At 69.1% G+C, this 22697-nt stretch carries 22 protein-coding genes and 1 pseudogene; 14 read left to right on the forward strand and 9 right to left on the reverse strand.

Annotation, left to right across the window (positions count from 1 at the left end):
- The 4 genes from QIT00_RS34415 to pntB all read left to right on the forward strand — a co-directional run.
- Positions 1–130: acyl-CoA dehydrogenase family protein (locus QIT00_RS34415; protein ID WP_277952960.1), on the forward strand; the 130-nt coding region annotated here is incomplete at its 5' end.
- A gap of 77 nt (positions 131–207) precedes the next feature.
- Entirely contained in the window at positions 208–591 is a 384-nt protein-coding gene (locus QIT00_RS34420) for a Zn-ribbon domain-containing OB-fold protein (protein ID WP_282539422.1), read from the forward strand.
- A gap of 66 nt (positions 592–657) precedes the next feature.
- A complete protein-coding gene (locus tag QIT00_RS34425) occupies positions 658–2190 on the forward strand; it encodes a Re/Si-specific NAD(P)(+) transhydrogenase subunit alpha (RefSeq protein ID WP_282539423.1) in 1533 nt (510 codons plus the stop codon).
- Position 2191: 1 nt separating this feature from the next.
- Positions 2192–3661 carry a Re/Si-specific NAD(P)(+) transhydrogenase subunit beta gene (gene pntB / locus QIT00_RS34430; protein ID WP_282539424.1) on the forward strand — a complete coding sequence of 490 codons (1470 nt, stop codon included), beginning with the start codon at positions 2192–2194 and terminating at the stop codon, positions 3659–3661.
- 45 nt (positions 3662–3706) lie between these two features.
- Here the strand turns inward: pntB and QIT00_RS34435 are convergent, their stop codons facing one another.
- Positions 3707–6172, reverse strand: a complete 2466-nt coding sequence (locus QIT00_RS34435; protein WP_282539425.1) for a SpoIIE family protein phosphatase — start codon at positions 6170–6172, stop codon at positions 3707–3709.
- A gap of 137 nt (positions 6173–6309) precedes the next feature.
- Here QIT00_RS34435 and QIT00_RS34440 point away from each other — a divergent pair, with 137 nt between their 5' ends.
- The 4 genes from QIT00_RS34440 (at position 6310) to QIT00_RS34455 (ending at position 11298) form a co-directional block, all read left to right on the forward strand.
- Positions 6310–8121, forward strand: a complete 1812-nt coding sequence (locus tag QIT00_RS34440) for a helix-hairpin-helix domain-containing protein (RefSeq protein ID WP_282539426.1) — start codon at positions 6310–6312, stop codon at positions 8119–8121.
- A gap of 63 nt (positions 8122–8184) precedes the next feature.
- Positions 8185–8643, forward strand: coding sequence for a nucleoside deaminase (locus tag QIT00_RS34445; RefSeq protein ID WP_282539427.1), 459 nt, complete (start codon positions 8185–8187; stop codon positions 8641–8643).
- A 222-nt stretch (positions 8644–8865) separates the two neighbouring features.
- Positions 8866–10494, forward strand: a complete 1629-nt coding sequence (gene pruA / locus QIT00_RS34450; RefSeq protein ID WP_282539428.1) for an L-glutamate gamma-semialdehyde dehydrogenase — start codon at positions 8866–8868, stop codon at positions 10492–10494.
- 339 nt (positions 10495–10833) lie between these two features.
- The gene (locus tag QIT00_RS34455; RefSeq protein ID WP_282539429.1) at positions 10834–11298 is read left to right on the forward strand and encodes a subtilase-type protease inhibitor; all 465 of its coding nucleotides are present in this window, start codon (positions 10834–10836) and stop codon (positions 11296–11298) included.
- Positions 11299–11370: 72 nt separating this feature from the next.
- Here the strand turns inward: QIT00_RS34455 and QIT00_RS34460 are convergent, their stop codons facing one another.
- From QIT00_RS34460 to QIT00_RS34485, 6 genes are read right to left on the reverse strand one after another with little or no spacing between them, the layout of a single operon-like run.
- Positions 11371–12414, reverse strand: coding sequence for an LLM class flavin-dependent oxidoreductase (locus QIT00_RS34460; protein ID WP_282539430.1), 1044 nt, complete (start codon positions 12412–12414; stop codon positions 11371–11373).
- Positions 12411–12659 (reverse strand): 2-hydroxymuconate tautomerase, encoded by a 249-nt coding sequence (locus QIT00_RS34465; RefSeq protein ID WP_282539431.1) that lies wholly within the window; start codon positions 12657–12659, stop codon positions 12411–12413. The genes QIT00_RS34460 and QIT00_RS34465 overlap by 4 nt, the downstream gene beginning before the upstream one ends.
- Position 12660: 1 nt before the next feature.
- Complete coding sequence (locus QIT00_RS34470; protein ID WP_282539432.1) at positions 12661–14148, reverse strand: aldehyde dehydrogenase; 1488 nt, start codon at positions 14146–14148, stop codon at positions 12661–12663.
- Complete coding sequence (locus QIT00_RS34475; RefSeq protein WP_282539433.1) at positions 14141–14872, reverse strand: alpha/beta fold hydrolase; 732 nt, start codon at positions 14870–14872, stop codon at positions 14141–14143. The genes QIT00_RS34470 and QIT00_RS34475 overlap by 8 nt, the downstream gene beginning before the upstream one ends.
- A gap of 8 nt (positions 14873–14880) precedes the next feature.
- On the reverse strand, positions 14881–15432 hold the full coding sequence (locus tag QIT00_RS34480) for an amino acid synthesis family protein (protein ID WP_282539434.1): 552 nt from the start codon (positions 15430–15432) through the stop codon (positions 14881–14883).
- A complete protein-coding gene (locus QIT00_RS34485) occupies positions 15429–16004 on the reverse strand; it encodes an amino acid synthesis family protein (RefSeq protein WP_282539435.1) in 576 nt (191 codons plus the stop codon). The genes QIT00_RS34480 and QIT00_RS34485 overlap by 4 nt, the downstream gene beginning before the upstream one ends.
- A gap of 352 nt (positions 16005–16356) precedes the next feature.
- Here QIT00_RS34485 and QIT00_RS34490 point away from each other — a divergent pair, with 352 nt between their 5' ends.
- From QIT00_RS34490 to QIT00_RS34505, 4 genes are all read left to right on the forward strand, one after another.
- A complete protein-coding gene (locus tag QIT00_RS34490) occupies positions 16357–17961 on the forward strand; it encodes a BCCT family transporter (protein WP_282539436.1) in 1605 nt (534 codons plus the stop codon).
- The gene (locus QIT00_RS34495; RefSeq protein ID WP_282539437.1) at positions 17948–18373 is read left to right on the forward strand and encodes an ester cyclase; all 426 of its coding nucleotides are present in this window, start codon (positions 17948–17950) and stop codon (positions 18371–18373) included. The genes QIT00_RS34490 and QIT00_RS34495 overlap by 14 nt, the downstream gene beginning before the upstream one ends.
- A gap of 107 nt (positions 18374–18480) precedes the next feature.
- A complete protein-coding gene (locus QIT00_RS34500; RefSeq protein ID WP_282539438.1) occupies positions 18481–18984 on the forward strand; it encodes a flavin reductase family protein in 504 nt (167 codons plus the stop codon).
- A 97-nt stretch (positions 18985–19081) separates the two neighbouring features.
- The gene (locus tag QIT00_RS34505) at positions 19082–19717 is read left to right on the forward strand and encodes a GntR family transcriptional regulator (protein ID WP_282539439.1); all 636 of its coding nucleotides are present in this window, start codon (positions 19082–19084) and stop codon (positions 19715–19717) included.
- On the opposite strand, the gene QIT00_RS39090 is transcribed toward QIT00_RS34505, so the two are convergent.
- Positions 19656–20009: a hypothetical protein gene (locus QIT00_RS39090; RefSeq protein WP_408909911.1), complete on the reverse strand. Its 354-nt coding sequence runs from the start codon at positions 20007–20009 to the stop codon at positions 19656–19658. The genes QIT00_RS34505 and QIT00_RS39090 overlap by 62 nt on opposite strands.
- Before the next feature lies 1 nt (position 20010).
- A complete protein-coding gene (locus QIT00_RS34515; RefSeq protein WP_282539440.1) occupies positions 20011–20457 on the reverse strand; it encodes a MarR family winged helix-turn-helix transcriptional regulator in 447 nt (148 codons plus the stop codon).
- Between the two features lie 97 nt (positions 20458–20554).
- Between QIT00_RS34515 and QIT00_RS34520 the strand changes: the two genes are divergently transcribed.
- Positions 20555–21277 carry an SgcJ/EcaC family oxidoreductase gene (locus QIT00_RS34520; protein WP_282539441.1) on the forward strand — a complete coding sequence of 241 codons (723 nt, stop codon included), beginning with the start codon at positions 20555–20557 and terminating at the stop codon, positions 21275–21277.
- 161 nt (positions 21278–21438) lie between these two features.
- Positions 21439–22635: pseudogene (locus QIT00_RS34525) on the forward strand (serine hydrolase domain-containing protein).
- Positions 22636–22697: the final 62 nt, after the last annotated feature.

Below are 22697 nucleotides of genomic sequence, written 5' to 3' on the forward strand. Positions count from 1 at the left end.
GCTCCTCGGCGGCTACGGCTACACCCGGGACTACCCGGTCGAGCGCATGATGCGCGACGCCAAGATCACCCAGATCTACGAGGGCACCAACCAGGTCCAGCGCATCGTCATGGCCCGCAACCTGCCGTAGCCGTGCGGCAGTTGCTCGATCAGACCAGATCAGATCAGATCAGATCAGATCAGTAGGAGAGAAAGGGCGGCATCGCCATGCGCGTATCAACTGGCCTGAAAGGCGTGGAAGCTGAACCGTCGCCTCCGTTGGAGGAGCTTCGGTTCCAACGCTGTACCTGGTGCTCCACCGTGACCTTCCGGGCCCGCCTGCTCTGCCCCGTCTGCTCTTCCACCGATCTGCGGTGGGAGCGGGGCCCGGCGGCCGGGAAGGTCTGCGGCGTCATGCAGTTGGGCAGAAAAGGCCATGGGCCCCGGACGGTCATGGTGGTGGAGTTGGGCAGTGGGGTCAGGGTGCGCTGCGAGGTGGAAGACGCGCCGATCGGCCTCATCGCGTACGGGGCGCGAGTGACGGCCGTCGAGGCGGCACCGAACGGCGTCCCGGTGTTCCGCCTGGACCCGGTCAGGGACGAACGCTGGTGAACCCAGGATTCCTAGTCGAGTTGGAGGCAGGCCGATGACGGCAAGAACAGTGAACGGAGAGCCCTTGTGATCGTCGGAGTCCTCAAGGAAGCGCGGGCCGGTGAGAGTCGGGTCGCGGCCACGCCCGGCACGGTCGAGCAGATCCGCAAGCTGGGGTACGAGGTCGTCGTCGACTCGGGCGCGGGCCTCGCGTCGAGCTTCGCCGACAGCGCGTACGAGGCCGCGGGCGCGAGCATCGGCGAGGCGGCCGTGGCGGACGTGGTGCTCGGTGTGAACGCCCCGAGCGCTGTTCAGCTGGACGCGGTACGCGCGGAGGCGACGGTGATCGCCCTGTTCTCGGCCGCTTTCGACCCGGAAATGGTCGAGGAGTTGGCACGTCGTCCGTTCACGGCGCTGTCGATGGACGCGGTGCCGCGGATCAGCCGGGCGCAGTCGATGGATGTGCTGTCGTCGATGGCGAACATCGCCGGTTACCGGGCGGTGGTGGAGGCGGCGCACGACTTCGGCCGGTTCTTCACCGGGCAGGTGACGGCGGCGGGCAAGGTGCCTCCGGCGAAGGTCCTGGTCGCGGGTGCGGGTGTCGCCGGTCTCGCCGCGATCGGCGCCTCGGGCTCGCTCGGCGCGGTGGTGCGGGCGACGGACCCGCGGCCCGAAGTGGCCGAGCAGGTGCGGTCGTTGGGCGGCGAGTACCTGTCGATCGAGTCGCAGGAGGCCGAGGTCTCGGCGACGGGCTACGCCAAGGAGATGGGGGACGACTACAAGGCGCGCGAGGTCGAGCTGTATGCCGCGCAGTGCCGTGAGGTCGACATCGTCATCACGACCGCGCTGATCCCGGGCCGCCCCGCGCCGAAGTTGATCACCGCGGAGATGGTGGCGAGCATGAGGCCGGGTTCCGTGATCGTCGACATGGCGGCCGCCAACGGCGGCAACGTCGAGGGCACCGTGAAGGGCGAGAAGGCCGTCACGGAGAACGGTGTGACGATCATCGGCTACACCGACCTGGCCGGCCGACTTCCCGCGCAGGCCTCGCAGTTGTACGGCACGAACCTGGTCAACCTGCTCAAGCTGATGACGCCGGACCAGGACGCGCAGCTGGTCCTCGACTGGGACGACCCGGTCCAGCGCTCCATCACCGTCGTACGCCAGGGTGAGTTGGCGTGGCCGGCGCCGCCGGTGCAGGTCTCGGCGGCCCCGGCGCCGGAGGCTTCGGCGCAGCCCGTACAGGAGAAGCGGCCGGAGAAGGCGCCGATGACGGCGAAGCAGCGGTTCGGCGGGGTGGCCTTCGGGGCGCTCGCGCTGTTCCTCGCGGCCGCGTTCGCGCCGCCGGCGCTGCTGCCCCGCGTCACCGTCTTCGTGCTCGCGATCGTGATCGGCTACTACGTGATCGGGCATGTGCACCATGCGCTGCACACACCGCTGATGTCGGTGACGAACGCGATCTCCGGGATCATCGTGGTCGGCGCGATGCTGCAGATCGGGCACTCGTCGAGCACCGCCGTCATGGTGCTGTCGTTCGTGGCGATCCTTCTGGCCACCATCAACGTCGTCGGCGGCTTCGCGGTGACGCGTCGCATGCTCGGCATGTTCAGCAGGAGTTGAGATGACCGCGACCATCGCCGCTCAGGCGGCCTACCTCATTGCCGCGTTGCTGTTCATCCTTGCGCTCGCGGGTCTTTCGAAGCATGAGTCGGCGCGCCTTGGCAATGCGTTCGGCATGCTCGGCATGGGGGTCGCGCTGGTCGCGACGCTCGTGCTCGCGGCGGCCGGCGACCTCAGCGCCGCCGGGGTCGGGCTGCTTGCCGTCGCGATGCTGATCGGGGCAGCGATAGGCCTGCAACGGGCCCGCCGGGTCGAGATGACCGGGATGCCCGAACTCATCGCGCTGCTGCATTCGTTCGTCGGCCTCGCCGCCGTCCTCGTCGGCTGGAACGGCTTCCTGGCCGTCGAGAACCACCCGGGCGGCTCCGAGGCCAAGTCCCTTGACGCGCTCGGCACGCTCGGCATCCACCATGCCGAGGTGTTCATCGGGGTGTTCATCGGAGCGGTGACGTTCACCGGCTCCATCGTGGCGAACCTGAAGCTCGCCGCGAAGATCAACTCGAAGCCGTTGACGCTGCCCGGGAAGAACGCTCTGAACGTCGGCGCGCTCGTGCTGTTCGTCGCGCTGACGGTGTGGTTCGTGATCGCGCCGTCGCTGGGGCTGCTGATCGCGGTGACCGTGCTGGCGCTGGCGCTCGGCTGGCATCTGGTGGCGTCGATCGGCGGCGGTGACATGCCGGTCGTGGTGTCGATGCTCAACAGCTACTCGGGGTGGGCCGCGGCGGCTTCCGGCTTCCTCCTGGAGAACGACCTGCTGATCGTCACCGGCGCCCTGGTCGGCTCCTCGGGTGCGTACCTCTCGTACATCATGTGCAAGGCCATGAACCGCTCGTTCCTGTCCGTGATCGCGGGTGGCTTCGGCATCGAGGCGCCAGCGGGCTCGGATGTGGACTACGGCGAGCACACGGAGGTCACCGCCGCAGGTGTCGCCGAACTCCTCGCGTCGGCGCGGTCGGTGATCATCACCCCCGGGTACGGCATGGCGGTGGCGCAGGCGCAGTTCCCGGTCGCGGAGTTGACGTCGAAGCTGCGGGCGACGGGCGTGGACGTGCGGTTCGGCATCCACCCGGTCGCGGGTCGGCTGCCGGGTCACATGAACGTGCTGCTTGCCGAGGTGAAGGTGCCGTACGACATCGTCCTGGAGATGGACGAGATCAACGACGACTTCGCCGAGACGGACGTCGTGCTCGTGATCGGCGCCAACGACACGGTGAATCCGGCCGCGGCGGAGGACCCGGGCAGCCCGATCGCCGGTATGCCGGTGCTCAGTGTGTGGAACGCGGACAAGGTCATCGTGTTCAAGCGGTCGATGGCCTCCGGATACGCGGGAGTTCAGAACCCGCTGTTCTTCCGGGAGAACACCTCGATGCTGTTCGGCGACGCGAAGGACCGCGTCGAGGACATCGTGGGCGCGCTGGGGGCGCAGGGCCGACTCGCGGGCACCGGCGCTTCGGCAAGGGCGTCTGTGTGACCAGCGGCGACGGGCGGTACGGAACGTGGCTTCCGTCTGCTGTTCTCAGCGCGTGGCAGGAAGGGCCTGCTCGGTCCAGATGGTTTTGCCGGAGCGGGTGTAGCGCGTTCCCCACCTCTGGACGAGTTGCGCGACGATGAACAGGCCGCGCCCGCCTTCGTCTTCTTCGCCGCTGTGGCGCAGGTGCGGTGAGGTGTGGCCCCTGTCCGCGACCTCGCACAGGAGGGTGCGGTCCCGGATGAGGCGTACTTGGATCGGCCCTTCCGCGTACCTGACCGCGTTGGTCACCAGCTCGCTGACGACGAGTTCGGTCGCGAAGGACAGCTCTTCGAGGCCCCACTGGTGCAGCTGTCGGGTGGCCAGGTCCCGGGCGTGGCCCGCGGCGACCAGTTCCGCGGGCAGTTCCCATTCGGTGACCTGCGACGTGTCGAGTTCGCGGGTGCGGACGAGCAGCAGGGCGGTGTCGTCGGCGGTCGAGCCGTCCGGCAGCAGTTCCGCCACGGCCCGGTCGCACAGTACTTCGAGCGACGCGTTCCGGTCGCTGAGTACCTGTCCCAGGATTTCGAGCCCGTGATCGATGTCGCGGTCGCGGGCCTCGACGAGGCCGTCGGTGAAGAGAGCAAGGAGGCTGCCCACCGGCAGCTCGATCTCCATCGACTCGAACGGCAGGCCTCCGATTCCCAGGGGAGGTCCCGCGGGGAGGAGCGGGAAGGACAGCCGTCCGTCCGGCTCGACGACCGCGGGCGGCAGGTGCCCGGCCCTGGCCATGACGCAGCGCCTTGAGACCGGGTCGTAGACCGCGTACAGACAGGTCGCGCCGGTGGTCACATCGGCGTCGGTGCCGTGGGGCATGCCCAGCTCGCCCCACTGCTCCTCCACCGACTGCGCCACCAGATCGTCGAGCCGGGACAGCAGCTCGACGGGATCCAGGTCCATCTGGGCGAACGCGCGTACCGTCGTACGCAGCCGTCCCATGGTGGCGGCCGCCTGCAGACCGTGGCCGACCACGTCCCCGACCACGAGTCCGACCCGGGTTCCGGACAGCGGGATGACGTCGAACCAGTCACCGCCGACGCCTGTCATGTCGTCCGAGGGCAGGTAGCGGTAGGCCAGGTCGACCGCTGACTGCTCGGGCACGTGCTGCGGCAGCAACTGGCGCTGGAGGGCCAGGGACGCGGTGCGCTCGCGGGTGAAGCGGCGGGCGTTGTCGATGGACACAGCGGTACGGGCGACCAGCTCGTCGGCCAGCGCCACCTCGCCGCTGTCGAAGGTGGCCGAACCGGTGCCGCGCAGGAACGTGACGAGTCCGAGCGTGCTGTTCCCGGCCCGCAGCGGCACGACCAGGGCCGTGTCGTCGAGCACGAGACCGCCCGAGGAGAGGCTGCGATATTGCGGCGAGCCCGCCGGATACTCCACGGGTGAGTCGCTCACGGCGTTCACCGGGGGAGGGGGCGGAGACTGCTGTCCCGGCCGTCCGGCGCGCGGGGGAGGGGGCGGAGGCTGCTGCCCCGGCCGTCCGGCGCGCGTCTCCCGGTCGGCTTCCTCGGCCGAGCAGCGGGCGACCCGCACCAGGGACATCGCCGCCGGGCCGCCGGCGCTCGGCACCTCGCCTTCCAGGACCGCCCGCGCGAGGTCGACCGTGACCGTTTCGGCGAACTCCGGCACCGCCACCTCGGTGATCTTCTCGGCGGTGACCGTCACATCGAGGGCGGTTCCGATGCCGCGGCCCGCCTCGACGAGCAGGGCAAGCCGCTGCTGAGCCTTGTAGCGATCGGAGATGTCGAACGCGTCCTCGCACACTCCGAGTACGTGCCCGTCGGCGTCCTGGAGCCGGTAGTAGGCGCAGGACCAGACGTGCTCCGTTTCCGGGTCGCTGGGCGGCCGTCCCTGGAAGTGCAGGTCCAGATAGGGTTCTCCGGTATCCAGTACGTGATGCATGACCGCGTCGAGAGTGGGCGGATGCCCTGTGGTCACGAATCTCCCATCGGCGTACAGCTGATCGGCCCGAGTGCCGCGGAACTCGGCGAACGGCCGTCCGATCTCGCGTTCGTACATCGCGTTGCACCAGGTCAGGCGCAGTTCGGTGTCGTAGATGGCCAGGCCGAGGGGTGACTGGGTGGCCAGTCCGTGCAGGAGCGCGAGACGGGATTCCCACAGCCGGAGATCCTGCAGCTCCGTCGCGACGAGGACGCGCGCAGCCGTACCGGCGCCCGGCAGGGGGCACATCGCGGTGGCGACGATCAGCTCACGCCCGTCCCTGTGCCGGGCGGTACGGATCGCGTTTCCCTGGAACGGGGGAGGGAGCGGGGGAACGGAGGGCGTCGGTCCGGGTGCCAGGAAGGCGGCCAGGGACCGGCCGACGATCTCCTGAGGCTTGTAGGCGAGGAGCCGCTCCGCCGCGGGGCTCCAGCCGATGACCGTGTCCTGGGCGTCGACGACCACCGTGGCGGCCCTGGTGACGTCGAGCGGACCACGAAAGTCAGCGCCTTGCTCCGCGTTCGATGCTGTCATGGCGCCACATCAGCCCCGTTCATCCCCTACAGAATCAGCCGTCCCCGGGACAGGCACAACCGTGGTACGCCCACTCGACCGGCGGGAGCGACAGCACCGCATGCATGAACAGGGCGCTGCCTGCCTACTCGGAAGGCATGACTCGGTCCAACGACGAGGTCGCGGAGCTGCTCAGGGAGTACGCGGACCTGATCTCGATCACCGGCGGAGAGGCTTACAAGGCGCGCGTCTACGAGAAGGCCGCCCGCTCGATCGGCGGCTACCACGCCGACGTGTCCACCCTCGACGTCAAGGGCCTGCGGGAGATCCCCAACGTCGGCAAGTCGATCGCCGAGAAGATCGTCGAGTACTTCCGCAGCGGCAGCGTGCCCGCGGTCGAGGCGCTGCGGGCGAAGATCCCCGCCGGTGTCCGGCGACTGACCGCCATCCCCACGCTCGGCCCGACGAAGGCCTGCGTCCTGTACGAGGAGCTGGGCATCTCGTCCGTCGAGGAACTGGCCGACGCCATCCACGAGGAACGGCTGCGGGACCTGAAGGGGTTCGGGCCGAAGACGGAGGAGAACATCCTCCACGGCATCGAACTCCTCCAGGCCTCCGAGGAGCGGGTCCTGCTCGACACCGCCATGGACCTCGCCGACGACATCGTCACCGAGCTGTCCGGGGTGACCGGCTGTCTCCGCTGCACCCACGCGGGTTCGCTGCGCCGCTTCCGCGAGACGATCGGCGACATCGACGTCCTCGCCGCGGCCGGCACCTCCGCGCCGCTGATGCGGGCGTTCACCGAGCTGCCGTACGTCTCGGAGGTCATCGTGCACGGCGGTAAGAAGACGTCCATCCGTACCACCAGGGGCCTGTCCGCCGACCTGCGCGTCGTACCGCCGGACTCCTGGGGAGCGGCACTGCAGTACTTCACCGGCTCCAAGGCGCACAACATCCGCACCCGGGAACTGGCCGTCCACCAGAAGCTCAAGCTCTCCGAGTACGGACTGTTCGACACCGAGACCGAGGAGAAGATCGTCTCCGAGACCGAGGAGGAGGTATACGCGCGGCTCGGCCTGCCGTGGATCCCGCCCACACTGCGCGAGGACCGCGGTGAGATCGAGGCCGGGCTCCACGACGAACTGCCCGACCTGGTCGAGGAGGAGGACATCCGCGGCGACCTGCACACGCACACCGACCTCACCGACGGTCTCGCCCCACTGGAGGAGATGGTCGCCGCGGCCGCGGAACGCGGCTACGCCTACTACGCGATCACCGATCACGGCCCGGACCTCGCCATGCAGCGGATGACGGACGAGCGGATGCTGGCCCAGCGCGACCGTGTACGGGAACTCGACGGAGCCCTCGGCGGCAAGGGCGGCAAGGACGGAAAGGGCGGCAAGGGCGGAAAGGGCGGCAGGGGCGGCAAGGTCGGCACGGGCATGCGGCTGCTGCACGGCGTGGAGCTGAACATCGACACCCACGGCGAGGTGGACTGGCCGGAGGAGTTCCTGGCCGGGTTCGACTTGTGCGTGGCCTCGGTGCACTCGCACTTCAACCAGGGGCGTGAGGCGCTGACCAGGCGGATCGTACGGGCCTGCGAGAATCCGTACGTCAACATCATCGGCCACCCCACCACCCGCATCATCGGCAAGCGGCCGCCCGTCGACGCCGACCTCGACGAGATCTTCGCCGCGTGTGCGCGCACCGGCACCGCCCTGGAGATCAACGGCCATCCCGCCCGGCTCGATCTGCGCGACGAGGACATCCTGCGGGCCCGGCGGCACGGAGTGAAGTTCGCCATCGACAGCGACGCTCATTCCGTCCTCCACCTGGCCAACATGCGCTACGGCGTGGGGATGGCGCAGCGCGGCTGGCTCACCAAGGACGACGTGATCAACACCTGGCCGCGGACCCGCCTGCAGGGCTTCTTGCGCAAGGGAAGAAGCAGTCGGAAGTCCCGCGGTTGACCGAGCACTTCTGATGCGCACCGATGCACCTGATCCAACGAGCGGTTTCCCCGGGAGGCAACAGTGTCGGAATTCGATGAATCGATGAAGCACGCGATCGAGCAGGCGCGCCTGGGTGCTGCCGAGGGTGGAATTCCGATCGGTGCCGCACTCGTTTCCGGTGACGAGTTGCTGGCCGTGGGACGCAATCGTCGCGTCCAGCGAGCGAGCCCGACCCTGCATGCCGAAATCGACTGCTTGGAAAGGGCAGGGAGGCAGCCTGCCTCCGTTTATCGGCAGGCGACCCTCTTCACCACCCTGTCACCGTGTTACCTCTGCACGGGAGCGGTACTGCTCTACGGGATTCCCCGCGTCGTCATCGGCGAGAATCGCACGTACTCGACCAGCGAAGACTTGTTGCGCAGCCATGGCGTGGAGGTCGTAGTCCTCGATCTCGACGAGTGTGCCGAGCTGATGCGGGAATTCATCGCCGCCCGGCCTCAGCTGTGGCACGAGGACATCGGGAACGACTATCAGGGCTGATTCCGCCGCCTGAATCCGACGCCTGATTCCGGCGAGCGACCAGGTCCCGGCCCGTGAGGGGGACACCGGCCTCCGCGGGCCACCGGCGCGGTCGGCCAGGGGCTGCCATGCTGGTCCTGACAGGTGCGGACGTCGAGCGGCTCTCCGCTGCCGACGACCTCCTCCCAGCCTTGAACACCGCGCTGAGCGAACTCTCGGACGACCGTCCCAAGGAGGACCCTCATGGATGCCGTCACTGCGGTACCGGAGCCCCACAACGAGCCCATCAAGGGATACGCGCCCGGCTCGGCGGAGCGGGAGTCGCTGCAGCAGCGGATCGCGCAGCTGAAGTCCGAGCGCATCGACCTCACGCAGACCATCGGCGGCGTGCAGCGGCGCGGCGACGGCGAGCGGTTCGACGTGGTGCAGCCGCACGACCACGGTCACGTCCTCGGCACCGCCGCGCAGGCCACCTCCCAGGACGTGGCCGATGCCGTGCAGGCGGCCAAGGACGCCGCCCCCGACTGGGCCGCCATGTCCTTCGACGACCGCGCCGCGATCCTGCTCCGCGCCGCCGAGCTGCTCTCCGGGCCGTGGCGGGACACCATCAACGCCGCCACCATGCTTGGCCAGTCCAAGTCGGTGCAGCAGGCCGAGATCGACGCCGCCTGCGAACTCATCGACTTCCTGCGGTTCAACGTGCACTACGCGCGGCAGATCATCGCCGAACAGCCGCGCTCGGTTCCCGGCGAGTGGAACCGCATGGACTACCGCCCCCTGGACGGCTTCGTCACCGCGATCACACCGTTCAACTTCACCGCCATCGCGGGCAACCTGCCGACCGCCCCCGCGCTGATGGGAAACACGGTGGTGTGGAAGCCGACGCCCTCGCAGCAGTTCGCCGCACACTTCACGATGCGGCTCCTCGAAGCCGCCGGGCTGCCCGACGGCGTGATCAACCTCGTCACCGGCGACGGCCGGGCCGTCAGTGAGGTGGCCCTCGCCGACCCGGGCTTCGCCGGCCTGCACTTCACCGGCTCCACCGCCACGTTCAAGAAGCTGTGGCGCACCATCGGCGACAACCTCGACCGCTACGGCAGCTACCCGCGCATCGTCGGCGAGACCGGCGGCAAGGACTTCATCGTCGTGCACCCCTCGGCCCACCCCGCCCCGCTGGCCACCGCGTTCGCACGCGGCGCCTTCGAGTACCAGGGCCAGAAGTGCTCGGCGGCGTCCCGCGCGTACGTGCCGCGATCGCTCTGGGACGGCGGCCTGCGGGACGAGCTCGCCGACCTGACCCGCTCCGTCCGGTACGGCGACGTCAGCGACTTCTCCTTCTTCGGTGGCGCCGTCATCGACGCCCGCGCCTTCGCCAAACACAAGGCGGCCCTGGACCGCGCGGCGCGCACCGGCTCCATCGAGGTACTCGCCGGCGGCGGCTGCGACGACTCGACCGGCTACTTCGTCGAGCCCACCGTGCTGGTCTGCGACGACCCGGCCGACGAGGTGTTCACCACCGAGTACTTCGGGCCGATCATCGCCGTGCACGTCTACGAGGACGCCAAGTACGCCGAGATCCTCGACGTCGTCGACTCCTCCAGCCCGTACGCCCTGACCGGCGCGGTGTTCGCCACCGACCGCGGCGCGATCGACCAGGCGCACCGGAAGCTGCGCGGCGCGGCAGGCAACTTCTACGTCAACGACAAGCCCACCGGCTCGATCGTGTCCCGCCAGCCCTTCGGCGGCAGCCGGGCCTCCGGCACCAACGACAAGGCCGGGTCACTGATGAACATCCAGCGCTGGACCAGCCCGCGGGCCATCAAGGAGACCTGGGACGCCCCCGTCGGTCTCGACTACCCGCACATGGGCTGAACCCACCGAGCGCAGGAGCAGTTTCCGGTCGTTGACGGTAACGGCCGGTCGACGCGGTTGAGACGTGAACCTCTGTCTGCCCAGGTCAGGCCGTCGTTATGCGTTAAACCACCGGGTGGCACCCGCATGTCGGGCGCGCGTTCAGGGCCTTGCTCTCCGTGCTGGCCAGCGCAGTTTGCCCCCTGCTCACCGTTGACCGAACAGCGCCGTCCGGTAGTCGACGCCCAATTGGCGCTCACTCTCCGCAAGAGCAAGACTCCCCACCGCGACGAACACCCGCGTCGTCCATGTGTGAACTCCGTGGAAAACCTGCGGAGTTCAAGGAGAGAGGGAAACTTCATGCGTCATGTACTCGGGACGGTGGCCGCAGCCGCCACCGCCGCCGCTTGTCTGCTGACCGCGACGGCCGGAACGGCTGTGGCGCAGGACCGCTCTGACCGTCCCTCAGTACCGACCCTGGAAAAGGGGCTCTACGCACCGACCGATCTCGTCCTGGCCGTGGGCCGGGGTGCCGACGCCGCGACGATCACGGTGGAGCGCACAGTCACCCTCAGCTGTGCTCCGCGGCCCTCCGGCACCCACCCCGACGCGGCTGCGGCCTGCGCCGAACTGAAGGCTGTCGACGGCCGGTTCGGCGACCTGGCGCGCACCAGCACGAACGCCATGTGCACCAAGCAGTGGGCACCCGTGACGGTCTTCGCGACGGGGGTGTGGGAAGGCAGACGGGTCGGCTGGTCGACCACGTTCGCCAACGGCTGCACACGGGACGCGGCTCTCGCGAAGAGCGCGGCCCTGGCGTTCTGACGTAACGGCCTCAACTTCGGCGGGCGTTCGACCTCCCGAACGCCCGCCGGAGTATCGAAAGCCGGGCGGCCGTCACTGGAAGGCCGGCATGACCTCCTTGATGAACAGTTCCAGGGACTTGACCTTCTCCTCGTGGGGGAGGCCGGTGTCGATCCAGAAGCTGTACTCGTCGATGCCCATCTCCTCGTAGGCGCGCAGCCGTTGAACGACCTCGTCCGGGGTGCCGATCATCGCGGTCTTGTGCAGGGCCTCGGGGGCGAACTCGGGACGGTCCGCGAACTTCGACTCGGGGCTCGGCTCGAGGAAGCCGTCGACCGGGTCGATCTTGTTGCCGAACCAGGCGTCGAAGGTGCGGTAGAAGCGGTTGACGGCCTCCGCGGCCGGGCGCCAGCCCTCGGGCTCGTCGGGGGAGTGGACGTGGGTGTGGCGCAGGACCATCAGTTCGGGGCGCTCCACCTCCGGGTGGTTGGCCACCGCGGTGTCGAACTTGCCCTTGAGGTCGGCGACTTCCTCGTCCCCCTTCATCAGCGGGGTGACCATCACGTTGCAGCCCTGGGCCACGGCGAAGTCGTGCGAGCCGGGGTCGCGGGCGGCGATCCACATCGGCGGGGTGGGCTGCTGCACCGGCTTGGGCACGCTGGTCGAGGTCGGGAACTTCCAGATCTCGCCGTCGTGCGCGTAGTCGCCCTGCCACAGCGCCCGTACGGCGGGTACGAGCTCGCGCAGATGCTTGCCGCCGTCGCGCGCCGAGAGGCCGTCGGCGAGGCGGTCGAACTCGAACTGGTAGGCGCCGCGGGCGAGTCCGACCTCCATCCGGCCGTCGCTGATGACGTCGAGGAGCGCGCACTCGCCGGCGGCCCGTATCGGGTGCCAGAACGGGGCGATGATCGTACCCGCGCCGAGCCGGATGGTCGACGTCTTCGCGGCCAGGTGCGCGAGCAGCGGCATCGGGCTCGGGGAGATCGTGTACTCCATCGCGTGGTGCTCGCCGATCCACACGGTGCCGAACCCGCCGGCCTCGGCCATCAGGGCCAGCTCGGAGAGGTTCTCGAAGAGCTGCCGGTGGCTGACCTCCTCGTCCCGGCGCTCCATGTGCACGAACAACGAAAACCTCATGACTGCTCCTCGTGTGCGGGTGTGGCGAGTGCGGGGGTGCTCGGGCCGTTCAGCTCGGTGTCCATCTCGGTGAGGGTGATGTCACCGGTGGCCCAGTGCGTACGGGGGACTTCGTGGACGACGACCCGGATGTGCTCGGCGCGGGTGCCGGTGGTGTGCAGGACCGCGGTGTGCACCTCGTGCAGCAGGTCCCGGATCTGTTCCGGGGTACGGCCCTCGGCGAGGGTGATGGCGACCTGGGGCATGTCAGCTCCGCATCGTGAACGGGTCGGCCACGGGCTCCTCGCTCGTGTTGATCCACACGCTCTTGAGGCGCGTGTACTCCTTGATGGACTCGGTGCCGTGCTCGACGCCGACGCCGCTGTTCTTGAAGCCCTGCCGCGGAGACATCGGGGACATGGCCCGGTAGGTGTTGACCCACACGGTCCCGGCGTCCAGGCAGGCCGCCATGCGGTGCGCCCGCGCGAGGTTCTGCGTCCAGACCCCGGCCGCGAGCCCGTAGTCGGTGTCGTTGGCCAGGCGGACGGCCTCCTCCTCGGTGTCGAACGGCATCACGGCCAGGACGGGGCCGAAGATCTCCTCGCGTACGACCCGCATGTCGTTGTGGACGTCTACGAGCACCGTCGGCTCGTAGAACCAGCCCCCGAGGCCGCCGTCGGTGGGGTTGCCGCCGGTCAGCACGCGGGCGCCCTCCTCGCGACCGAGGTCGACGTACCCGGCGACCTTGTCCCGCTGCTCGGCGAAGGCCAGCGGGCCGAGTTCGGTGTGCTCGTCCATCGGGTCCCCGATCCGGATGGCCTTCGCGCGCTGTGTGACGCGCTCGACCAGCTCGTCGTAGACCGACCGGTGCGCGAGGACGCGGCTGCCCGCGATGCAGGTCTGCCCGGCGGCGGCGAAGATGCCTGCTACCACGCCCATCGCCGCGTTCGGGATGTTCGCGTCGTCGAAGACGATGTTCGGTGACTTGCCGCCGAGTTCGAGCGTGGAGCCGATGAAACGGCTCGCGGTCACCGCGGCGATACGGGAGCCGGTGGCCGTGGAGCCGGTGAAGGAGATCTTCGCCAGGTCGCGGTGGTCGACCAGGGCCTGCCCCGCCTCGGCACCGAACCCGGTGACGACATTGACAGCGCCCGGCGGGAAGCCCGCCTCCAGGGCGAGTTCGGCGAGCTTGAGGACGGTCGCCGAGGTGTACTCGGAGGGCTTGATCACCACGGTGTTGCCCGCGCAGAGCGCCGGGGCCAGCTTGCTGCTGGTCAGCGTCAGCGGAGAGTTCCACGGGGTGATGGCGCCGACGACGCCGAGGGGTTCGCGGGCCGTGTAGTTGAGCACCTGGCGGTCGGAGGTGGGGACGAAGTCGCCGTGGATCTTGTCGGCGAGGCCCGCGTAATAGTGGAAGTACTCGGGCAGCGTGGCGAGTTGGCCGCGCATCTCACGCAGCAGCTTGCCGTTGTCCCGTGTCTCCATCCGCGCGAGCTCCTCGGCGTTCTCGGCGATCAGCTCACCGAGGCGGCGCAGCAGATGCCCCCGCTTGGTCTGGCTGAGGTTCCGCCAGCGCGGGTCCTCGAAGGCGAGGCGGGCGGCGGCCACGGCCCCGTCGACGTCGGCGGCGTTCCCGCGCGCCGCCCGGTAGAGGGGCTGCCGGGTGGCGGGGTTGGTGGACTCGAAGTACGCGCCCGACGAGGGCTCCACCCACGTACCGCCGATGAAGTGCTGCAGCGTGGTGAGTTCAGACATGTGCGCTCTCTCCGATGAACGTGGTGAGGGAGTCGACGAACGCCTGCGGGCGTTCGACGGGCAGCATGTGCCGCGCCCCGGGGACGACGACCGCTCGGCCGCGCGGCAGCGCCGCGGCGAGCCGGTGCGTCATCTCGGGCGTGGAGCCGGGGTCCTCCGCACCCGTGACAGCGAGCGCGGGTACGGCGATGTCGCCCAGGTGCGGGGCGAGTTCGGCGTCCGCGGTCGCGAAGACGCGGTAGCAGCCGAGGAAGGACCGCACGTCGTTGGCGAGCAACGTCGCTTCCGTACGGGCGATCCGGTCGGCGTCGACGTCCGTGCCCGCGTACCACCGCTCCATGGAGGCGGCCGCGCTCGCCGCGAAGTCGGCCTCCGCGGCGCGCAGCCGGCCGAGGACGGACGCGCGCTCCCCGGACGTCCGCGCGCACACCGAGCTGACCGACGTGAGCGTGGCCGTCAACTCCGGCCGGTGCAGGGCGAGTTGTTGTACGACGAGAGCGCCGAGCGAGAACCCGACCAGGTGCGCGCCGACCGGGATCTCACCGGCGACGCCGTCGGCCAGCTCGGCGAGCGTCACCCCGTCGTGCACAGGTGGGCGCGAGCTGTGGCCAGGCAGGTCGGGGGTGATCACGGCGAAGCGGTCGGCGAGGAGCGCGGCCGCGGGCTCCCACATGGTGTGGTCGAGCCCGACGCCGTGCAGCAGCACCAGGGGCGGCTTGGTCATACGGGGGCCTACTGTTCGGTGGAGAGCGGGGCCAGGCGCTGCTGCGGGCGGCCCTGGGCCGCGGCGGCGAGCGCGATGACGATCTCGTTCGGGTGCGGGGCGTCGGGGATGCGGACCTCGATGGTCTGGTGGTGCGAGCGGATCGTGGCGTCGGTGATGTGCTTCAGCGGGATGTCGAAGACCACACCGGCCGGTCCGCGCTTCTCCACGGCGGGCAGCAGGGTGGTGGCGTTCGCGGCCTTGCGGAAGTGGTCGCCGAACTTCAGCGTGTGGATCAGCGCCGAGCCGTGCTCGACCTCGCCGTCCAGGCCGACAATCGCAGCCTTGCCGTACGCCTCGGCGGGGCCCTGCAGGGCGTCGAGCACCTCGGGGGCGAGCAGCGCGCCGACATCGGAGGCGGTGGCGTCGATGCCGGGGTTCAGGTCTTCGACGAAGCCCTGCCCGGCCCACGGGTTCTCGATGATCGCGGCGACGACGGCGACCCGTGCGGGCGGGCTGACCGGACGGCCGCCCTCGCTGCGGATCTCTTCGACGTAGGTCACGATCTTGCGCACGTTCATGAGGGAACTACCTCCAGGGTTTTGGTGGTGACGACGGGGTCGGTCAGGCGGTCCCCGATGCGGGGGTGCGGGCGCGGGCCGGTGGACGCGGCCGCGATGACGACGAGTTCGTCGGCGCGCGGTGCGTCGGGGACCCGGGCGCCGACGGTCTGGTAGTGGCTGCGGGTCGCGGCGTGTGTCTTGTGCCAGAGCGGGACGACCAGGGTCTCGCCCGCCTCGGCCCGGGTATCGGCGAAGCAGATGATCGACTTGCCCTCCAGGTACTCGCGGACGAGATTGCCGAAGTACGGGGTATGGATCAGCGCCCCGGCGTGTTCGATCTCGCCCGCCGTGCCGACGACGGCCGCCTTCCCGAACGCCTCGACGGCGTCGACGCCTCCCAGTGCGCCGACGAGGCGGTCCGTGAGGAGCTTCGCGAGCGCCGGGGCGATGCGCAGCTGCTCCGCGGCGAGATCGACGCCCGGTCCGGAGCCCACCCAGGGATTCCGGATGACGGCGGCGACGCTGGCCCGCCGGGCCGGTCGCGCGGGTGCCTGGCCGGCCTCGGTGAGGACGGCCTCCTGGTGGAGCACGAGCTTGCGGAGACCGATGCCCTCGTCCGCAAGGGCGGAGGAATCAGAGTAACGGGATTGATCAGACAGATCAGAAGGATGTAGACGATCCTGGATGCGCTCTTGCATGCCACAGGACGTTAGACATCCCGCGAAGCGTCGGTCAAGAGGATGGCGGCGACGAATCTCCCGGCCCATCGAGAAACCCCGCAAATGAACCCTCCATACGCCGCTGAACTGCAGCTGAACCTCTCGCGGGGAGAGCTTCGCGTTTCGGTGCCGCCGACCCCTTGACGCTCAATCTGCGACATGCCTTACTGCTTCTTGCATGCCAACGCCGTGGCCTATTGGCCCCGCGTACTCAAGGAGTTTCATGGCCAGCCACCTTCCAGCAGACCCGGAGACGCCCTCCGCACCGTCGCCGGGGAGCACTGCCGCAGCCACCGCGGACGACCCCACCGCCAGCCCCGAGAGTGGTCGTGAACTCGGTTCCGTTTTCTGGGCCTCCATCGGCCTGTCCGCCGTCATCGTGGCCTGGGCGGTGCTTTTCACGGACAACCTGAACAAGGTCACCAGCGCCTCCCTGAACTGGGTCACGGGCACCTTCGGCTGGACCTATCTGCTGGTCACCCTCGCCATCCTGGTGTTCCTGGTGTTCCTCGCCTTCAGCCCCGCCGGAAGCGTCCGGCTCGGCAAGGACACCGACCGCCCCGAGTTCTCCACGCCGGCCTGGATCGCCATGATCCTCAGCGCCGTCATGGGCATCGGCCTCATCTCGTACGGTGTCGCCGAGCCGATCTCGCACCTCTCCACCCCGCCGCACGGGCTCGCCGAGCCGAGCACACCGGCAGCGGCGGTGCGCGCCCTGCAGTACTCCTACTTCGACTGGGGCCTGCACGCCTGGGCGGTCTTCGCGGTCTTCGGCCTCGCCATCGCGTACTCGACCCATCGCAAGCAACGCCGCACTCTGGTCAGCCAGTTGTTCGTGCCGCTGCTCGGTGACCGTGTCAACGGCCCTGCCGGCAAGGCCATCGACGTACTCGCCGTGTTCGCGACGCTCTTCGGCACCACGACCTCGCTCGGCCTGGGCGCGCTCCAGATCAACAACGGCCTGGGCACGCTGTTCGGCATCCCGGTCAACTCGGTGACCCAGGTGATCGTCATCGCCGCTGTCACCTCACTCTTCACACTCTCCGCGGTGACCGGCGTCAGCAAGGGCATCAAGCTGCTGAGCCAGGGCAGTTCACTGCTCGCCGCCGGACTGTTCGTGTTCATGCTGGCGGTCGGCCCCACCGTCTTCCTCGCCAACCTGTACATCGAGTCCGTGGGTCACTGGGCCACCGACTTCTTCCGGATGAGCCTGCAGGGAACCGCGTTCGGCGGGCTCGAATGGATGCAGCTGTGGACCTACTTCATGATGGCCTGGTGGGTCTCCTGGGGCGCCTTCGTCGGCGTCTTCCTCGCCCGGATCTCGCGCGGACGCACCGTCCGAGGCTTCATCGTCGGCGTCCTCGCCGTGCCGAGCGTCGTGTTCTTCACCTGGTTCACGGTCTTCGGCGGTACGGCGATCCACGTGGACCTCTACGAGGGCGGCGACATCGCCCAGCGGACCGCGGCCGACATCAACAGCGCCTTCTTCGCCACGCTCGACCACTTCCCGTTCGCCTCGGTCACCTCGGTGATCGCGATCGTCCTGGTCGTGATGTTCTTCGTCTCCGGCGCCGACGCCAATACGTACGTCCTGTCCATGATGACGTCCGACGGCTCGCTCACACCGCGCCGTTCCGTGCTCATCCTCTGGGGAGTGCTCACCGGCGTCACCGCCATCGTCCTCATGCTCGCGGGCGGACTGAACGCCCTGCAGAACACCGTCATCGTGACGTCCCTGCCCTTCCTCGTGATCATCGCCGGACTGGCCGTGTCCTTCTGGAAGGAACTGGACGCAGACCGAAAGGAAACGACCCATGTCGCACGCTGAAGCCCGCCGCCTGCTCATCGAGAAGGTGTGGAACGCGGCCTGGGGCGAGGGCGACGCCGACGCACTCGACACGCTCCTCGACCCCGCCTACCTCCGGCACGGCTCGGACCCCCGGCCGCAGAACCTGACCGCGTTCAAGGCCGCGATCGTCTCCACCCGGGCCGCGTTCCCCGACCTGACCACGACCGTCGACGACATCGTCGTCGACGGCGACCGCGCCGCCATCCGCTGGCACAGCAGCGGCACCCACCTGCACTCCTTCCTCGGCGTCCCGGCCACCCGCCGCCGCGTCGACGTCAGCGGCGCCACCTTCGCCCGCTTCCAGGGCGACCGGATCGCCGAAGAGCACGTCACGTGGGATCCGCGGGCACTGCTCTCGGCTCTCGGCATCATCCCCGTAGGACAGGACTGACGCGCGTGCGGGACGGCGACGGCGCACCCGCCCGGCAGACCAGCCACACGGCAAGACCAGAACGACAAGGCCAGAACGACAAGGCCAGAACGACAAGGAGCACGCACATGACCGCACTCGCCGCGAAGCCCGACACCGACGTGATGAAGCAGGTCAACCGACAGTTCGTCACCGGCGTCACGGTCGTCACCGCGATGGACGGGGACACCCCGAGAGGGCTTGCGGTCAACGCCTTCTCCAGCATCTCGCTCGACCCCGCGACCGTGATGGTGTGCGTCCAGCGCACCTCGTCCACCCACGACTGCCTGTTCCGGGCGGACCACCTCGCCATCAACTTCCTTTCCACGGACCAGCTCGATGTCGTCGGCAGGTTCGCGAGCAAGTCCGACGACAAGTTCAAGGACCTGGACTGGGAGAGCGGACCGTACGGCAGCCCGCTGATCGCCCGGAGCAGCGCGCGGATGGAGGTCGAGATCCGCGAGAGGCTGCAGGCCAGCACCCACACCGTGTTCATCTGCCGGGTGGTGCACGCCTCCGTGACGGAGCTGCCCGCGATGGTCTACAGCGCGGGTAAGTTCTACGACGGTGGCGCGCTCGCCCCCCTGGCATGACCGGCGGGCCGCTCGCGAGACGGAGGAGGAGTCGGTGAACAGCGGAAAGAGTGCCCCACAGTCTGGGTCCTCCCGGCACGAGGCCGGGGGAGGGTCGATGCAGGGCCGGGTGATAGCCGCGATGCGGCGGCGCATCATCGAGGGCGACATCCAGCCGGGAGCCCCCCTCTCGGAGCTCGCCCTCGCCGACGAGTTCGGAGTCAGCCGTACGCCGGTACGCGAGGCCCTCAAGCAGTTGCAGACCGAGGGGCTCGTCGAAATCCGCCCACGCGTCGGGACGTTCGTCACCACCCCGTCACGCCGCGAGATCACCGAGCTCTTCGAGATGAAGGAGCTCCTGGAGGGCGCCGCCGCCCGCCTCCTCGCCCAGCGCGGCCGGGTCCCGGAGCTCGACCTCCTGGAACGCAACCTGCGCGAGGCCGACGAAGCGGTGGCCCGCGACGACCGAGAGCGGTACGCCGAACTGGTCCGGGAGTTCCACGACCTCCTCATCGCCGGCGCCGACAACAGCAAGCTGGAAGCGCACTACCGCATGCTGATGAACCAGCTCGCCTACTCGCGCTTGGTGAAGACCTCGCTGAGCCGGCCGGGCCGCGCCCTGCAGTCGGACCGTGAACACCATCGCGTACTCGAACTGATCCTGGAGAAGGACGGCGACAGCGCCGAACAGGTCATGCGCGAACACGTCCGCGCCAGCCGCCGTGCGTTGCTGGCGGGCCTGCGCGACAGGTGACCGCGGAACCTGGACCGTCAGGACCGCGCTCAGGAGCCCGACAAGCCCGACGTGGCGTCCCCGGACATCGGGTTCTCCCCGCGCTGATGCCGCTGGACGAGCCGTAGTTGACGACCGCAGCGCCCGCCTTCGCCTTCCCGCCCGCGCCAGCCCCTGGGGCACCGGTCGCCAGATCGCGGTAGCCGTCACCGTTGAAGTTGTCGGCGGGGCCCGACGCGGCCGCTGGCTTCCGGTGAGCCTCCAGGGTTGTACGGAGTACGCCGCTCAGCCCTTGAGCCCGCCGCACCCGCACATCACTCGGAGCGCAACTGCTCGGCGGATTCCCGGTACGCCTCGGTCGCGCGGGTGAAGTAGTCGAAGAGGACCTCGAGTTGCTCCGGCGTGTAGCCGCCGAGAATGTCGCCGATCCTCTGGCGAGCGGGGGCCATGACGCGGTCGAGGTCCGCGGGTTCACTGACCGGCTCAACCGTCACCTTGCGCCGGTCGCCCGGGTCGGGCACGCGGCGCACGTAGCCCGCGTGCTCCAGGCGGTCGATCAGGCGGGTGGTCGGCCCGGTCGTCAGGCCGGTGCGGGCGGACAGTTCGCCGGGGGTCATCGCACCGGTCAGCTGCAGGATGTTCAGCGCGTACAGATCGGTGGCGCCGAGGTCACAGGCGCGGGCGCTCGCGTGGCTGTGCAGCAACACCGCGCTGAGGTACTGGCGGTAGATCCGGCTCGCGTCGGGGCGCATCGACGGCATTGACAACGGTTCTCTCACTCCCTAATCTCTTCTTCGAAGAAGAGAAATCTTCTACGAAGCAACTTCCTCCGCGAAGTTATCACGGGAGGGCTCCACCATGAACGCCACCAGCGCCAGCACCAGCACGAGCAGGACCAGCAACCCGCACTCCGAACAGGCTGAGCAGACCGACGGGTTCACCATCGCTCCGGCCCCGAAGAGCCGTCGTCGTCGCATCAGAATCATCCTGGGCGTCACCGCACTGACGCTCGTCGCGGCCGTAGGAGGCGGATATCTGTGGCTCCATGCCACCTCCGACGCGAAGAACCTCGGCGTGAGCGACTGCAACGCGGTCAAGCCCGTAGTCACCGCCACCCCGTCCGGCACCGCGACCGCCGACGACCAGCAGGCGGTCTGCCGCACCCTGAACTCGATGAAGGACGCGTGGGCCCGGCACGACGCCACCGCGTACGGCGACCAGTTCACCCGGGACGCCACCTACACCAGCTACGTCGGCACCGTCTACCAGGGCCGCCGCGACATAACCGAAGGCCACCGCGCCCTGTTCGCCGGATTTCTCAAGGGCACCAAGCTCTCCGACTCGTGGCTCGGCATCCGCTTCTACGGCCCCGACACCGCCGTGGCCACCAGCCGCGGCGACACCTACGAGGGCGAGGAGCCGAAGGCGGCCGACCTGTCCAAGACGCAGACCTACACACTGGTCCGCCAGGCCGACGACACATGGCGCATCGCCGCGTTCCAGAACACCAAGCGCCAGCGCGTCCTGGAACGCATCTCCTTCCTCTTCTCGCCCGACACCAAGCCCGCGGCCGAGAAGTGACCCCGCGCGGCGGCGGCCACGACACGCTGACAGCGCCGGCAACGGGACGATGGTGCCGAACGAGTGGACTTCCTGACGGGAACGGGCAGTCGAGTCTGCGGCGCGGGCCGAGGTGGTCATGTTCGTGACGTCCGCCCCCTGTCTGGAAGAGACGCCCCCGAATGAGACGTTCCACCTCCCGCCGCACCCTCTGCGCAGCCCTGCTCGTCGCGTCCTTGTGGGCGCCGACGGCTGCCCATCCCGCCGCGGCCGATCAGCGGCCGATCGCCGCCCACCCCGACAAGGGCGACTGTCCGAACAGCCTGGGACACAAGCTCACGTCCCGGCTCGACAAGGCCATGGACGACGTCGGAAGGAAGGCGGACATCCCCGGGGCCGTCGTCGGTCTGTAGCTGCCGGGCCAGGGCTGCTACGTCCGGTCCATGGGCGTCGCCGACACCAGGACCGGCGAGCCGATGTCCGCCGACTCCTTCGTCCGGATCGGCAGCGAGACCAAGACGTTCACCGTCACCGCACTCCTCGAGCTCGTGGACGAAGGCCGGGTCAAGCTGGACGATCCGATCTCCAAGTACGTCAAGGGCGTGCCCAAGGGCCACCGCATCACGCTGCGCCAGCTCGCGGGGATGCGCAGCGGCCTGTTCCCGTACACCGAGGACGCCGACTTCATCCACGACCTGCTGAGCGACCCGCAGCGCACCTTCACTCCGCGCCAGTCCCTCGCGTACGGCTTCAAGCACCGCAACACCTTCGCCCCGGGCAAGAAGTTCCAGTACTCCAACACCAACCTCGTCCTGCTGGGCCTGGTGATCGAAAAGGTGAGCGGCCACCGGCTCGCCGACTTCATCCACCACCGCGTACTGCGCCCGGCGCACCTGCGTCACACACTGTTCCCGCGGGGCAACGAGTTCCCCCACCCTCACCCGCGCGGCTACACCGACCAGACACTGAGCGGTGAGGTCGCGGACGCGACGGACTGGAACCCCAGCTGGGCCTGGGCGGCCGGGGCGATGATCTCGAACCTGCGCGATCTGCGGCACTGGGCCAAGTCCGTCGCCACCGGGCAGCTGCTCAGCCCCAGGACCCAGAAGGAGCGGCTCAAGACGCTGCCCACCGGTTTCCCCGGTACCAGCTACGGTCTCGGCATCTTCAAGACCAACGGCTGGATCGGGCACAACGGCTCCATCCCGGGCTACGAGACCGTGACGGTCTACCTGCCCTCGAAGAAGGCCACCCTGGTGATCATGATGAACACCGACATCACGAGCCAGGGCCAGGAGCCGTCCACCCTGCTCGCCCGTGCGATCACCGCGGTCGCCACCCCGAAGAACGTCTACGACGGTTCGGCCACCGCGCCCTAGTCCACGCTCGGCAGGTGGGGCGCCTACGCAGACGCGCAGGCGCCCCACCTGCTGTCTCAGCC

Source organism: Streptomyces luteolus, from assembly GCF_029968015.1.
GTDB lineage: Bacteria > Actinomycetota > Actinomycetes > Streptomycetales > Streptomycetaceae > Streptomyces > Streptomyces luteolus.

Excerpts from the sequence above, each read along its gene's own strand:
- QIT00_RS34420 (WP_282539422.1), top strand. The coding sequence starts at position 208 with ATGCGCGTATCAACTGGCCTGAAAGGCGTGGAAGCTGAACCGTCGCCT.
- pntB (WP_282539424.1), top strand. The coding sequence starts at position 2,192 with ATGACCGCGACCATCGCCGCTCAGGCGGCCTACCTCATTGCCGCGTTG.
- QIT00_RS34435 (WP_282539425.1), bottom strand. The coding sequence starts at position 6,172 with ATGACAGCATCGAACGCGGAGCAAGGCGCTGACTTTCGTGGTCCGCTC.
- QIT00_RS34440 (WP_282539426.1), top strand. The coding sequence starts at position 6,310 with ATGACTCGGTCCAACGACGAGGTCGCGGAGCTGCTCAGGGAGTACGCG.
- pruA (WP_282539428.1), top strand. The coding sequence starts at position 8,866 with ATGGATGCCGTCACTGCGGTACCGGAGCCCCACAACGAGCCCATCAAG.
- QIT00_RS34455 (WP_282539429.1), top strand. The coding sequence starts at position 10,834 with ATGCGTCATGTACTCGGGACGGTGGCCGCAGCCGCCACCGCCGCCGCT.
- QIT00_RS34460 (WP_282539430.1), bottom strand. The coding sequence starts at position 12,414 with ATGAGGTTTTCGTTGTTCGTGCACATGGAGCGCCGGGACGAGGAGGTC.
- QIT00_RS34465 (WP_282539431.1), bottom strand. The coding sequence starts at position 12,659 with ATGCCCCAGGTCGCCATCACCCTCGCCGAGGGCCGTACCCCGGAACAG.
- QIT00_RS34470 (WP_282539432.1), bottom strand. The coding sequence starts at position 14,148 with ATGTCTGAACTCACCACGCTGCAGCACTTCATCGGCGGTACGTGGGTG.
- QIT00_RS34475 (WP_282539433.1), bottom strand. The coding sequence starts at position 14,872 with ATGACCAAGCCGCCCCTGGTGCTGCTGCACGGCGTCGGGCTCGACCAC.
- QIT00_RS34480 (WP_282539434.1), bottom strand. The coding sequence starts at position 15,432 with ATGAACGTGCGCAAGATCGTGACCTACGTCGAAGAGATCCGCAGCGAG.
- QIT00_RS34490 (WP_282539436.1), top strand. The coding sequence starts at position 16,357 with ATGGCCAGCCACCTTCCAGCAGACCCGGAGACGCCCTCCGCACCGTCG.
- QIT00_RS34495 (WP_282539437.1), top strand. The coding sequence starts at position 17,948 with ATGTCGCACGCTGAAGCCCGCCGCCTGCTCATCGAGAAGGTGTGGAAC.
- QIT00_RS34500 (WP_282539438.1), top strand. The coding sequence starts at position 18,481 with ATGACCGCACTCGCCGCGAAGCCCGACACCGACGTGATGAAGCAGGTC.
- QIT00_RS34505 (WP_282539439.1), top strand. The coding sequence starts at position 19,082 with ATGCAGGGCCGGGTGATAGCCGCGATGCGGCGGCGCATCATCGAGGGC.
- QIT00_RS34515 (WP_282539440.1), bottom strand. The coding sequence starts at position 20,457 with ATGCCGTCGATGCGCCCCGACGCGAGCCGGATCTACCGCCAGTACCTC.
- QIT00_RS34520 (WP_282539441.1), top strand. The coding sequence starts at position 20,555 with ATGAACGCCACCAGCGCCAGCACCAGCACGAGCAGGACCAGCAACCCG.